Source organism: Enterococcus pernyi, from assembly GCF_045371165.1.
Lineage (GTDB): Bacteria > Bacillota > Bacilli > Lactobacillales > Enterococcaceae > Enterococcus_B > Enterococcus_B pernyi.
This window is the reverse complement of sequence record NZ_JBIQDM010000001.1, coordinates 86,594-100,468: the sequence shown is the minus strand read 5'-3', so window position 1 is coordinate 100,468 and position 13,875 is coordinate 86,594. Positions and strand designations below refer to the sequence as shown.

The following is a 13,875-nucleotide window of genomic DNA, read 5'->3' as shown; positions in this document are numbered from 1 at the left end:
GGACCTCTCAATCAATTTTTTATAGTAAAGAAAGTGTTTCTTTGATCAATGATTTAAATGTTTGTTTGACTCTCTCAGTTGTTTCAACGACTTCTTCGTGATTCAAGTTTGCTTGCATACCAGCAGCCAAGTTAGTGATACAAGAAATCCCTAAGACCTTCAATCCGCTATGAGCTGCAACAATGACTTCTGGTACAGTCGACATGCCCACTGCATCTGCACCCATCACGCGAGACATGCGAATCTCAGCTGGTGTTTCGTACGTTGGACCGGAATAGCCCATATACACGCCTTCTTTTAATTCTACGTCCAATAATGTCGCTGCTGCTTTTGCCATTTCGCGATACGCTTTTGTATAAGCTTCACTCATATCAGGGAAACGAGGCCCCATTTCTTCGTCATTAGGCCCAATCAATGGATTTTGACCTGTAAAGTTGATATGATCCGTGATCAGCATTAAATCACCTGGTGCAAATGATTCATTCACGCCACCACACGCATTGGTCACAACAACTGAATGCGCGCCTAGCGCAGCCATCACTCGCACAGGATAAGTGACTGTTTGCATCGAATGACCTTCATAAAAATGGAAACGTCCTTGCATCGCCAATACTTTTTTGCCTGAAAGTGTTCCGTAAACAAGTTGACCTGCATGTCCAACGACTGTCGAAGTTGGAAAGAACGGAATCTTATCATAAGGAATCACGATTGCTTCTTCGATCTCCTCTGCTAATTCACCTAAACCTGAACCTAAGATCATGCCAAAATCGATCGTTCCGACACCTTTGCTTTTGATAAACGCAGTCGTCTCTTGTAACATCTCATTTAATTTCATTGTTTTTCTCCTATATATAAAATTTTGATTATTCTATCTTACATAATAAAGCCAATGATGATTCATTGATGGATGATGCACGTCGTTATTTCAATAGTTTTAAAAAACTTTCGCCATTTTCAGTTGCTGCTACGTTAAAGTTTTCGGCAATCGTTGCAGAGATATCCGCATAATAACCTTGTGGTAAACTACCTTGCCCACTCATTTGTTTACTATAAGCAAGTAATGGCACGTATTCGCGAGTATGGTCAGTACCAGTGAAAGTTGGATCATTCCCATGGTCAGCGGTGATTAATAATAGATCATCGTCAGCCATTGCATCTAATAATTCTGGAATACGCAAATCAAAATCTTCGATAGCACGCGCATAACCAACCACATCGCGACGATGACCGTATAACGCATCAAAATCGACTAAGTTTGTAAAACTCAACCCAGTGAAGTCTTGTTTCATCACATTCAATAATTGATCTACACCGTCCATATTGCTCTTTGTACGAACAGAATCGGTGATGCCTTGGCCATTGAAAATATCATTGATCTTACCGACTGCAATAACATCTTTGCCGGCTTCTTTCAATGAGTCTAAAACCGTATGTCCAAATGGATCTAATGCGTAATCGTGACGGTTGCTTGTTCGCGTAAAGTTACCTGGCTCACCAAGATATGGACGGGCAATGATCCGACCGATCATATAAGGATCATCTTTTGTAATTTCACGAACATATTCGCAAATCCGATAAAGTTCTTCTAAAGGAATAATTTCTTCATGTGCAGCAATTTGTAACACTGGATCAGCTGACGTATAAACGATCAAGTCGCCGGTGTTCATTTGATGTTCACCAAAGTCGTCAATGACTGCTGTTCCACTATAAGGTTCGTTACAAACAATTTTACGTCCAGAGAATTCTTCGATTTTCTTCAATAATTCATCCGGGAAGCCGTTTGGAAAAACACGAAATGGTGTTTTGATATTCAAGCCCATGATTTCCCAATGTCCTGTCATTGTATCTTTGCCGACAGAAACTTCTTCCAATTTGGTCGCATACCCTTGATGATCTTGCACTGCTTCGACCCCTTCTAAAAGACGAATCGTTCCTAATCCAAGTTGCTCCAAATTCGGTATCGTCAACCCAGCTTCTTTAGCAATATGACCTAATGTATCCGAACCTTTATCTCCGAATTTTTCAGCATCAGGTGCTTCTCCGATTCCGACTGAATCCATGACGATCAAATGTACGCGTTTAAACATGAGTATTCCTTCTTTCTATTTATTTTCTTTATAAAGTAAAAAGGGCGAGCCGAAAAAAACTTCCCGTAACCCGCCCTTTTTAATCACTAAACGATTATTTAGATTTTATATAATTCTTACCGTTGGCTTTTGGTCCAGATGCTTTACCTAAGAACGCCACTAAAACGATAATCGTTAATAGATAAGGCGCAATTTGTAGTAAAACTGGTGGAATTGAAGAAATCACTGGTAATTGCGCGCCGATGATACTCAAACTTTGTGCAAAACCAAAGAATAAGGATGCACCCATCGCACCTAGTGGATTCCACTTACCAAAAATCATTGCAGCCATTGAGATGAACCCTTGACCGACAATCGTTCCTGCTGAAAAGTTCCCAGAGATCGATTGAGCGAACACAGCTCCACCCATGCCTCCAAGAAGACCAGAAATCAAGACACCTGAATAGCGCATCGCATATACATTGATCCCTAGTGTATCTGCAGCTTGAGGATTTTCCCCAACAGAACGTAAACGTAAACCAAATTTAGTTTTGAAGATGACGAACCATGCGATAACAGCAATTAAAATCGCACAATACGCTGGTAAAAATGTATTTCTAAAGAAAATTTGACCAATCACTGGAATCTCAGATAATCCAGGAAATGAAAAGTAACCTAAGTTTTGTGAGATATTGTCTGTTTGTCCTTTACCATACCATGCTTTGATCAAAAATACACCTAAAGCAGGTGCCATCAAATTGATGACCGTTCCGCTGATGATATGGTCTGCGCGCAAGCTGATTGTTGCGACTGCATGGATCAAGGAAAAGAGAACACCAACTACGCCACCGACTAAAATAGCAATCCAAGGAGTCATTGAGCCTAATGTGTCACTCATCGTCAAGTTGAAGACGACCGCACTAAACGCCCCCATCACCATGATGCCTTCTAACCCAACGTTGACGATCCCGCTTCGTTCAGAAAACGTTCCGCCTAAGGAGGTTAAAATCAACGGTGTTGAATAAACAAGTGTTGATGTAAGGATCAAGGAAATCAGTTCTACTGTTGACATTACAGCTCTCCTCCTTCTTGATTTTGTTGATTTGGTTTCGTTTCAATCGTTGCGACGATTTCCTCTTGTTTTTTCCCTTGGAAGAATTTCGCCATAAGGAAACGAATCAAGAAGTTGATCCCCACGAAGAAGATGATCAAGGCAATCGATACATTGACGATTTCAAATGGTACTCCAGCACCAGTCTGCATTCCTAATCCACCGATTTTTAGGACACTGAATAATAGCGCAGATAACAAAATCCCAATCGCAGAACCAGAACCTAATAATGACACGGCCATACCATCAAACCCGATGGATAATGAGGTTGTCTGTACGAAGAAGTTTTGATATGTTCCTAGTCCTTCGACCACACCACCTAGTCCGGCTAATCCACCAGAGATAACCATAGATAAGACAATTGTTCGTTTACTACTCATTCCCGCATATTCAGAGGCATATGGATTCAATCCAACAGAACGGATCTCAAAGCCTAAGGTTGTTTTCTTCATGACTATCCATACAACCACTAACGCAATCAGTGCCAAGAAGAGTCCGCCATTCACACGAGAGCCTCCAAACATCTGGGTCAGCCAAGGAATACGTAAAGATGCATTCTCACTGATCATATTTGAAGAGTCTAAACTTGAACGATAAGATTCAGGCATTATTTCATGAAGTGTATACGTACTTAAATAGAGCAAAATATAATTCATCATGATCGTTACGATAACTTCACTTGTTCCAAAGAACGCACGTAACAATCCTGGAATAGCTGCGGCCATTGCCCCAGCAAGTGCACCTAAAATCACGCACATTGGCAAGAGAATGATTTTTGGTAGATCTGGAAAAGCTAACGCGGTCCAAATGCTTATGATCCAGCCACACAGTGCTTGTCCAGAAAGCCCGATATTAAAGAATCCGGCTGAATTTGCAACAGAAAAACCTAAGGCTGTAAAAATCAAAGGTGTTGCTTGTCTTAATGTTTCACCGATACTTCGTTGTGAACCTAACGAAGCATTCAACATGGAAGAATATCCTTGGATTGGATGGTAACCAAAGGCAACCATCAAAATAGCACCTAGAATCAACCCTAAAATAACCGAAAATATAGGCACTAGCAGATTACGGAACCTTTCGCTACGATCATTCATGTGTGTCACCAACCTTTTCTAACTCTCTACGTGCTTCTTCTAAAGTATACCCCGCCATCAATAGACCTAGCTCGTTTTCAGATGTTTCTTTTGGATCAACGATCCCCACGATTTTTCCTTGATGGATTACCGCAATACGATCGGACACATTTAAAATTTCTTCTAATTCAAAACTAATCAATAAAACTGCTTTGAACTTATCACGTTGCTCAATCAAACGTTTATGGATAAACTCGATTGCACCAACATCTAATCCACGTGTTGGATTCGCAACGATCAGTAGATCAGGGTCACGATCGATCTCGCGAGCAATGATGGCTTTTTGTTGGTTCCCACCAGATAAAGCTTTCGCTGGTACTAATTCGTTCGTTGTCCGCACATCATACTCATCGATTAAATCTCTAGCATGTTCATTCATCACACCATAGTTCAACAGACCATTTTTACTATACGGTTTTTGATAGTAGGTTTGCATGGCAATATTTTCAGATAAAGTCATATCAAGGACCAAACCATATTTATGTCGATCTTCTGGCACATGTCCTAGCCCAGATTCGGTGATTTTACGTGGTTTTTTATTCGTGATCTCTTCGTCTTTCAAACGAATCGTTCCACTTTCTACTTTACGTAAACCGGTTAACGCTTGAATCAACTCCGATTGTCCATTTCCATCGATTCCAGCAATACCTAAGACTTCACCTGCTCGGACTTCCAGACTCAAATCTTTCACTGCTTCTAATCCGCGGTTTTCTTTAACTACAAGATTTTCAACAGAAAGCACCACTTCTTGTGGACGTGCTTCTTTTTTCATTGTTTTGAATGAGACGGTTCTTCCGACCATCATATCGGCTAACTGTTGCGAAGAAACATCTTTCACATTGACCGTTCCAATCCCTTGACCACGACGAATGACCGTACAACGATCGGCAACTGCTTTGATCTCATCTAATTTATGTGTGATCAAAATGATCGACTTTCCTTCTTTGACTAATTCTTTCATGATCACGATCAATTCATCGATTTCTTGCGGCGTCAGTACGGCTGTTGGCTCATCAAAAATCAAGACATCTGCACCACGATAGAGTGTTTTTAAAATCTCCACACGTTGTTCCATACCGACAGAAATATCACGAACGTACGCATCCGGATTCACTGCTAAGCCATATTGTTCAGATAATCGTTTGATTTCTTCCCGGGCTTTCTTACGGTTCAAGATACCGCCTGTACTTGGCTCACTACCTAGTACGATATTTTCTGTTACTGTGAATGCATCGACTAACATAAAGTGTTGATGCACCATTCCGATCCCTAATTGATTGGCTTTCGTCGGGCTCGTGATTTTTACTTCTTTGCCGTGCATCAAAATCTCACCTGATGTTGGCTCTAAAAGACCGGATAAAACATTCATTAACGTTGATTTACCTGCACCATTTTCACCAAGCAAGGCATGGATTTCTCCTGCTTTCACTTGAAGGTTGATGTTGTCATTTGCTTTGAAAGTACCGAATTGTTTCGTGATATTTCGCATTTCGATGACAATATTTTCTTGATCCACATTTTTCACATCCTAACAATTTATATCCAGACGACATTGTTTAAAAAATAAAAGGGACGATGACGATCGTTCACAAAACGTCGCTCATCGAGTAACCAAAATCCAAGGAGCTAAGCTACTTGTTACAAGTTGTTCCCTTATCCAAATCGGGATACCTAGCAACTTGCATAAAAAAACAACATTAAGTAGATAACTAAACGATAGCCCTGTTAAACAATTGTCCAACAAGGCTATAGAAATGGTATTTATTAGCTTTCAGGAGTTTCAGGAACTTCGATGTCACCTGAAATGATTTTTTCTTTTGCTTCATCTACTGCTTTTTTCGCTTCATCAGAAAGTTGGCCTTCAGTGATACCTACACCGTCTTCTTTCAAACCATAAACAGTGTGTTCGCCACCAGGGAAGTCACCCTCTGCTGATTGTTGTGCTAAATCTTTTACAACTGTTCCTACACCTTTAAGTGTTGATGTCAATGTGAAGTTTTTGTCTTCACCATTCAATGTGTAGTTTCCTTCGTCAGATTGGTCACGGTCAACACCGATTACCCAAACTTTTTTGTCGCCTGATTCATTTAATGATTTTGCTTCTTGGAAGACACCGTTACCTGTACCACCTGAAGCATGGAAAATGATGTCAGCGTTTTGTGCGTACATACCTTGTGCGATTGAACGTCCTTTATCTGGAGCTGAGAAATCACCTGCGTATTGGTTCAATACTTCGATGTCTTTATTCAACGCTTCAGCGCCTGCTTTAACTCCGGCATTGAAACCAGCTTCAAAACGGTCGATTACTTCCCCTTTAACGCCACCGATAAATCCAACCACATTTGTTTCAGTTGTGTAAGCTGCTGCAACTCCAGCAAGATAAGAAGCCTCGTTATCTTTGAATGTTGCTGAAACGACGTTGTCTTTTCCTTCGATCACATCATCAATGATTGCAAAGTTTGTTTCAGGGTTACTTGTTGCTTGTTCTTCGATTGCAGGTTTCAATTTAAAACCAATCCCAAAAATTGTCTTGAAGCCAGCGTTTAACGCTTGATCGATATTTGGAATATAATCTGATTCATTGGCAGATTGGAAATATTGGAAGCCATCGTTTCCACGTGACAAGCCTTCCTCTTTACCCCAATCTTCTAACCCTTCCCAAGCTGACTGGTTGAATGAACGGTCGTCGACGCCACCTGTATCTGTAATCAATGCTGCAGTTGCTGTTCCTGATGCACTGTTTCCACCGGTTGAATCAGTAGAATCTGAACCGCCGTTACCGCATGCGCTTAAAAGTAAGCCTGCTGATAGTGCGATAGCACCTAAACCAAATAATTTTGCTTTTTTCATTTCTGTAAAGCCCCCTAAAAGTAGTTGTTTTTTCAACAGTCAGCTGACTGAATTGAACATAATTTATAAATCTTTTTCTGAAAATGCGTAAGGTAATAACTCTCTTACGGTCATCGTTTTCGTCACACCATTGTCGCCAACCAACGTGACTGGCATCTCTGGCTCACAAAATTCTGCCATTACTTGGCGACAAGCACCACATGGAGAAATCGGCTCAGGTGTATGACCTGCAACGACTAGATGTGTAAAGTCCATTTTTTTTTCAGATACTGCTTTAAAAAACGCAGTACGTTCTGCGCAATTCGTTAAGCCAAATGACGCATTTTCGATATTCAATCCTTGATAGGTTTTCCCAGATGCTGTCACTAAACAAGCACCTACTGGAAATTTGGAATAAGGCACATACGCTTTATCCAAAGCGTCGATAGCGATATCGATCCATTCTTGTTTGATTTCTGACATCTTTTTCTCCTTAGAATATTAATAGCCTTCGCCAGTTGAACCGGACATGATTGATACACCAGCACTTGTACCGATTCGTGTTGCACCGGCTTCGATCATTGCCAGGGCTTCCGCTTCATTGTGGATACCTCCTGAAGCTTTGACGCCCATTTCTGGACCAACCGTTTCACGCATCAAGCGGATATCTTCCACTTTCGCGCCACCTGTTGAGAAACCAGTAGATGTTTTCACAAAATCAGCTCCTGCAGCTTTCGCTAATTCACAAGCTTTGATGATTTCCGCTTGTTCTAACAAGGCTGTTTCAATGATTACTTTAACTAACGCGCGATCTTTAGCAGCTTCGACTACGGCTTCGATATCTTTTTTCACGACATCGTCTTGTTCAGATTTCAAGGCACCGATATTGATGACCATATCCACTTCATCTGCGCCATTTTCGATCGCATTCTTTGTTTCAAATGCCTTTGTTTCGGCCGTATTTGCTCCTAATGGGAAACCAATAACGGTACAAACAGCGACTGGCTCACCTTGTAATTCCTCTTTCGCCAAGGCAACCCATGTTGGATTGATACATACTGAATAGAAATGATGTTTTTTTGCTTCCTCAATAATGCGCATCACATCTGCTTTTGTTGCATCTGCTTTTAGAATTGTGTGGTCGATCATTCGATTTAATTCCATGTCTCTTCTCCTTCTACTCTGTAATGATGTCATGAATCAGGATAGGCTTCTCCGCCGTATCACCGATTTCAATATTTTTATATAACAAGTCGATCACTGGCGAAATGTCTTCTTCATTACTATAGATCGTCAATAGCGATTCGCCAGCTTCTACTTTATCACCGATTTTCTTATTCAATCGTAAACCAACAGCATGATCAATCGAATCTTCTTTCGTTTTACGTCCTGCACCAAGCATCATTGCTGCGATCCCTAATTCGTTCGCAACGATTTTTGTCACGACACCTGTTGTCTTCGCTGGCAGTTCATAAATATAACGAGCAGTTAACAACCGCGCAGGTTCATCGACAACTGTTGGGTCGCCCCCTTGGTTCTGGATCATTTCTTTGAATTTAGCTAAAGCTTTCCCTGATTCAAGGGCTTCTTTTAGCATTTCGCGCGCTTCTTCGATCGATGCCACTTTTTTGGCTAAAACGACCATTTGACTACCTAAAGCATAGCACATTTCAACTAAATCTTCCGGTCCGTTCCCTTGAAGTGTTTCAATGGCTTCAACGACTTCTAAGCTGTTGCCGATTGCTTCACCCAACGGTTCAGACATATCAGAGATCACTGCTACTGTTTGGCGACCGGCTAATTTGCCGATCCGTGTCATGGTCTTCGCCAAGCGTCTCGCGTCATCGATATTTTTCATGAAGGCACCGTCACCCGTCGTCACATCTAGCACGATCGCATCCGCTCCTGCAGCGATTTTCTTACTCATGATCGAACTAGCAATCAATGGGATCGAGTTGACCGTTGCCGTCACATCACGCAAGGCATACAATTTTTTATCTGCTGGAGCGAGATTGCCCGATTGGCCGATCACCGCTACTTTACTTTCGTTCACGGTGCGGATGAATTCTTCATCTGATAGTTCGATCCGAAATCCAGGAATAGCTTCTAACTTATCTAATGTGCCACCTGTGTAGCCAAGACCACGCCCTGACATTTTTGCCACAGTTGCACCTACACTTGCTACTAAAGGTGCTAAAATCAGGGTAGTTGTATCCCCCACGCCTCCGGTAGAATGCTTGTCGACTTTGATCCCATCTAAGGAACTTAAATCGATCACATCGCCAGAATGAGCGATTGCCAACGTTAGATCAGTGATTTCTTCATCGGTCATATCCTGATAGAAAATAGCCATCAATAATGCGCTGATTTGGTAATCAGGAATGTTATCATTTGTGTAGTTCGTGACAATGTACGAAATCTCTTCCTTTGATAATTGGTGTCCATCTCTCTTTTTTTCGATCAAATCGACCATCCGCATGCCGTAATCCTCCTCGTTCTTCATTCGGTATTATACAGGAATTTCGAAAAAGGTAAACCACTTTAGTAAACCGGTTTACTATTTCCCTGCAATGTATCTTACCAACTTTGTAAACACTTACATAAGCAATATAACGCCCTACTAGACCTTTGTCAATGTTTTTACGCTCTCACGAATAATTAATTTTGTTTCAAAGACTTTGTTCGGAACTTTTCTTTGTGGAAATTCAATCGTGTCAATCAAAAAGCGAGCTGCATAAAAACCGATATCGAAACTCGGTTGCTTGACCGTTGTCAACTTAGGGATCATATACTCAGACAATTTTAATCCATCAAAGCCGATGACCGAAATATCCTCTGGAATACGCTTGCCCATTTCATCGATTGCTTGGTAACAACCAATCGCCATGGCATCATTCCCACAAAATACCGCCGTTACATCTTTATGACGTAACAAGCGCTTACTTGCTTCGTACCCTCCTTGGACAGTCAGGTCTCCTTCTTCTACAAACTTACCGTTGAACGCCAGTCCATGATCTTTTAGTGCATGACGATAACCATTGAATCGCTCTTCTAACTGATAATAGCCAGTTGTCTCTTTTAGCATACCAATTTTAGTATGACCATTTTTGATCAATAACGAGACAGCTTGATAAGCGCCTTCATATTCTTTCACGATCAAGCGACCGTTATCTCGACGATTCAACCCACGATCGATCAGGATGATCGGCATGTTGTTATAAAAACTACTATCAAGTGCATACTCTTGAGGCAACACATTCGGCGTCGCTAACAATAAACCATCTACGGATCGATGAGAAAGCTCCCTTAAATACTTCAGTTCATTGTCTTGACTATGTCTGGAGTTACAAAGAATGATGACATATCCTAAGGGGTTTAAATAACTTTCAACCCCTTCGATCACTTTAGAAAAGAAGAAATCCGTCACATCTGGCACGATCATGCCAATCGTTTTTGAGTGACGATTGATCACATTGGAAGCAAAATAATCTGGCTTGTAATGATGTTCATTTACGATCGACAACACTTTTTTTCGTGTCTTTTCACTAAAACGGCTGCCTTTATTATTTAAAATCTGTGACACAGTCGTCACTGAAACACCTGCCATCTCAGCAATATCTCGAATTGTCAGTTTCACTTTTGTTCCCCCTTTATATATGTAAATTCCCTAACAGTGTACCAAATGGTTTTCGAAATGGATAGAGGGAAAAAAGGCTTGGTCAAAAGTAAATGAGTATAATATAGAGATTCACTAGATAAATTTTATAACAATGTCTTATGTTTCGTGGTTCACTCTCATTTCCCCTCATCCTACTTTATTTACCCATCACCGATGACGATTCGTTTATTTGATGTAGTAACATCTATACTCTAAAAATCGACCGCCCCACCCTAGTGTATGTAAATTGCTCTGATTTTATAGACTTTTAAAAAAGCTCGACGTGCTTTTTCACTGTTATTTTAGATATGTAAAAGCATTAAATAATATGTTATTTTTCTATCTTGCATTCCTTATTTTTCACTTTATTTGTCCTGTCATTTTCCTTCCACATCCATTGAGCAACTTCTTGTACAAACAAAAAAAGTCAAAGAAATACTGCTTATTTCTTCGACTGTTTCGTTGCTTTTATTCAGTTGCTTTCAGTCTTCTTTCACACTTCGGATAATATAATAGCCTTTATCTTTGATCACGATTTCTGCGTTCCCAAATGTTTCTTGCATTTTCTTTTGTGCGCTAGGTGCCCCTTGTTTTTTCTGAATGACGATCGTTAAAGTACCGCCCGTACGTAAACGAGGATACGCACCTGTCAAGATTTCATGTACGACTTTTTTGCCTGCACGAATCGGCGGATTGCTGACAATTGCAGCGTAATCTGTTTCTGTCACCTCTTCATAAATGTTTGACTGGTAAATCGCTACATTTTTGATTCGATTTCGCTTCGCATTTCCTTGGGCTAAATCAACCGCTCTAGCATTAATGTCTACCATCTCCACGAAACGTTCACTCGCATAGGCAAGAGAAAGTCCGATTGGACCATAACCACAGCCAACATCCAAAATTTTGCCATCTGGTAGCTGTGCCCATTCAAAGGCATCGATCAATACACGTGAGCCATAATCAACTGTTTCACGTGAAAACACACCCGAGTCCGTCACGAACTGAAAAGTTTTCCCTCTTAGCTCAAATGACCATTCGTCAAACTCATGAGCAATCTCTGGGTGTTCGGAATAATAATGATTCGTCATAGTTTCCATCCTTCTTATCTGTTAGTTGTTCATAGTCTAACGTGTTCCATGAGAAGATGCAAGTGAAACTGTATGTCTTCGTTTTTCTTTTACCAAATTAAGCTATTTAATGTGATACAGAAGGAAAAATCACATCCCTTAACATTTCTCTATTTGTCCTTTTTCGGTATTTGCGTAATCTGTTTCGTGAAAGTAGGAACAGGGTACATCGGACGAGCATAATCCTTGATATTATCGCCTTTATGATGACAAATCGCGAGAGAATCATCCAATTAAACAAATGAACATTATTGACTCTTACTTCCGCTGACCGATATGATGTGGATGAAAAAATAATCATATTAGGTGAGGTTACTCTGAAGAACATAGGTTATCGCTCGGAAATGTCGAGAGACAGTAACGAGTAAAGCAGGGATTGTCGAATTAAGGCTTTTCCAAGATAACTAGAACTTGTTTCTTACGTCTCAGAAAGCCAAAGCTCAATTAACGTGATTACAATTGCGCACCACAATTGCAAATTACACGTTCCAATGTTTATTTGAGTACGCCGACCTTTATGTATTGAGGAGGCTTTTTTAGGTTGTCAGCAAAAATCGCACCACCGAGAAAACGATGACCATCGCTTGACGTAAAAATAGCTGTCTTGGTATCCTATTGCTATTTTCAACTATTTCGATTTCCTTACTTGGTTGAGATTCGCTTCATCCACTACAACAAATCAATGACTGTCCTCCCAGCAAAAAACTTATTAATGACCAACTCACATCCAATCTCATAGTGATTTATTTCACAGAATATTAAGGATTGTTTAATCTCTATGTGTGCTTCACGATAACTATTGTTTTTTTAAGAGGCCCATGAGACATTTAAAAGGAGAATAAAATGATAAAGGAGACCTAGCTGTATGTCGATCGAAAAATTAGAATATTTCTATATGATTGCCCGTTTCAACAGCCTCTCGCAAGCTTCAAAAGAGCTATATGTTAGTATTTCTTCGTTAAGTAGTTCTTTAAAAAGTTTAGAACAAGAAATCGGGACAGATTTGTTTGAACGTCACGGGAAAAAGATCATATTGAGTACCCATGGAAAATCAATCCTTCCTTCCGTAGAATTGATTTTGGCGGAAGCGAAGAAATTGAATATCTCATTAAATGAATCAGTAGACTATCCTTCTTTGCGTGTTGGTACAAGCGATGCTTCGTTTATCTTTGAAGCAAACAAATATCCAATCCGGCATCAAAACTTTACGATCGACTACCGTTATATTCCTTCATTGGATCTGCTAAATAAACTAAGCCAGAAAGAAATCGACTTTGCCATTACTTCTGCTACCTTAGATCACCCCAAATTTATTCAAACAAGGTTAGCCACTTTGGAACTTAAAGTAGCAATCAGTAACTATTTTGTAAAACCAGATGGGATATTATCCGCGGAAGTACTAGAAGAGTTACCTTTTATCTTTTTACTCGACCATGTAGAACATCAAGTGATTACGAAAAAAGTAGTCAAGCAGCTGATCAATGAACCAAAATATGTCGTCTGTCCAGATAGTTTAGGGGCAGCGAAAATGATTACAGAAGGAAAAGGAATGCTATTAGCCAATACCTTTGTGCAAGAACTTTTAGCTATTGAACCTGTTTGTTTTGTCTCTCTACCAACATTTCCAACCATTCATTTTTATCTTTATAAAAACAGTGAATCAGAAAATTTTTACTTCTATCCAGAGGTTGAAAAAGAAATCCAAGCGATTTTTAATCAAACATGTCACACTACACAAATGATGGACTCTGCTGATACTGGCACCTATTACTGCCAAAACGATAAATACTGAAATCAAAATAAAACAAGTATTTCAATGTCGTAAATGAACACCGATAAGAGATCCCAGAGAGATTAATCTTCGAAAAGTAAGGCGGCATCCACTGAATTTGTTCTTCAAATTTTGGTGGGTGTCTATTTACTTCCCAAAATGTTACTTCTATTCCTGCCA

The 13,875-nt window shown here is 40.2% G+C and carries 12 protein-coding genes and 1 riboswitch; of the genes, 1 reads left to right on the top strand and 11 read right to left on the bottom strand.

The genetic code is table 11. The annotated features are described in order from the left end of the window. Window positions 1-19: 19 nt before the first annotated feature. From ACH0AK_RS00500 to ACH0AK_RS00450, 11 genes are all read right to left on the bottom strand, one after another. Window positions 20-835, bottom strand: coding sequence for a purine-nucleoside phosphorylase (locus tag ACH0AK_RS00500; protein WP_194179937.1), 816 nt, complete (start codon window positions 833-835; stop codon window positions 20-22). Window positions 836-920: 85 nt separating this feature from the next. Then, window positions 921-2,087: a phosphopentomutase gene (gene deoB, locus ACH0AK_RS00495; RefSeq protein WP_194179938.1), complete on the bottom strand. Its 1,167-nt coding sequence runs from the start codon at window positions 2,085-2,087 to the stop codon at window positions 921-923. 94 nt (window positions 2,088-2,181) lie between these two features. Continuing rightward, window positions 2,182-3,138: an ABC transporter permease gene (locus tag ACH0AK_RS00490; protein WP_010734484.1), complete on the bottom strand. Its 957-nt coding sequence runs from the start codon at window positions 3,136-3,138 to the stop codon at window positions 2,182-2,184. Then, window positions 3,138-4,271, bottom strand: a complete 1,134-nt coding sequence (locus ACH0AK_RS00485) for an ABC transporter permease (protein WP_010734485.1) — start codon at window positions 4,269-4,271, stop codon at window positions 3,138-3,140. The genes ACH0AK_RS00490 and ACH0AK_RS00485 overlap by 1 nt, the downstream gene beginning before the upstream one ends. After that, window positions 4,264-5,826, bottom strand: coding sequence for an ABC transporter ATP-binding protein (locus ACH0AK_RS00480; RefSeq protein WP_499796684.1), 1,563 nt, complete (start codon window positions 5,824-5,826; stop codon window positions 4,264-4,266). Before ACH0AK_RS00480 ends, ACH0AK_RS00485 begins: the two co-directional genes overlap by 8 nt. A gap of 248 nt (window positions 5,827-6,074) precedes the next feature. Then, a complete protein-coding gene (locus ACH0AK_RS00475) occupies window positions 6,075-7,160 on the bottom strand; it encodes a BMP family lipoprotein (RefSeq protein ID WP_010734487.1) in 1,086 nt (361 codons plus the stop codon). 63 nt (window positions 7,161-7,223) lie between these two features. Further along, the gene (locus ACH0AK_RS00470; protein WP_010734488.1) at window positions 7,224-7,622 is read right to left on the bottom strand and encodes a cytidine deaminase; all 399 of its coding nucleotides are present in this window, start codon (window positions 7,620-7,622) and stop codon (window positions 7,224-7,226) included. 18 nt (window positions 7,623-7,640) lie between these two features. Then, the gene (gene deoC, locus ACH0AK_RS00465; protein WP_023518895.1) at window positions 7,641-8,303 is read right to left on the bottom strand and encodes a deoxyribose-phosphate aldolase; all 663 of its coding nucleotides are present in this window, start codon (window positions 8,301-8,303) and stop codon (window positions 7,641-7,643) included. Window positions 8,304-8,316: 13 nt separating this feature from the next. Further along, window positions 8,317-9,618 (bottom strand): pyrimidine-nucleoside phosphorylase, encoded by a 1,302-nt coding sequence (locus ACH0AK_RS00460; RefSeq protein WP_023518894.1) that lies wholly within the window; start codon window positions 9,616-9,618, stop codon window positions 8,317-8,319. A 141-nt stretch (window positions 9,619-9,759) separates the two neighbouring features. Further along, a complete protein-coding gene (locus ACH0AK_RS00455) occupies window positions 9,760-10,776 on the bottom strand; it encodes a LacI family DNA-binding transcriptional regulator (RefSeq protein WP_010734491.1) in 1,017 nt (338 codons plus the stop codon). A 503-nt stretch (window positions 10,777-11,279) separates the two neighbouring features. After that, window positions 11,280-11,885: a class I SAM-dependent methyltransferase gene (locus ACH0AK_RS00450; protein WP_023518893.1), complete on the bottom strand. Its 606-nt coding sequence runs from the start codon at window positions 11,883-11,885 to the stop codon at window positions 11,280-11,282. 330 nt (window positions 11,886-12,215) lie between these two features. After that, window positions 12,216-12,383: riboswitch (M-box (ykoK) riboswitch) on the top strand. A gap of 406 nt (window positions 12,384-12,789) precedes the next feature. On the opposite strand from ACH0AK_RS00450, the gene ACH0AK_RS00445 reads away from it, so the two are divergent. Next, window positions 12,790-13,716: a LysR family transcriptional regulator gene (locus tag ACH0AK_RS00445; protein WP_499796683.1), complete on the top strand. Its 927-nt coding sequence runs from the start codon at window positions 12,790-12,792 to the stop codon at window positions 13,714-13,716. The last annotated feature ends 159 nt before the right edge of the window (window positions 13,717-13,875 follow it).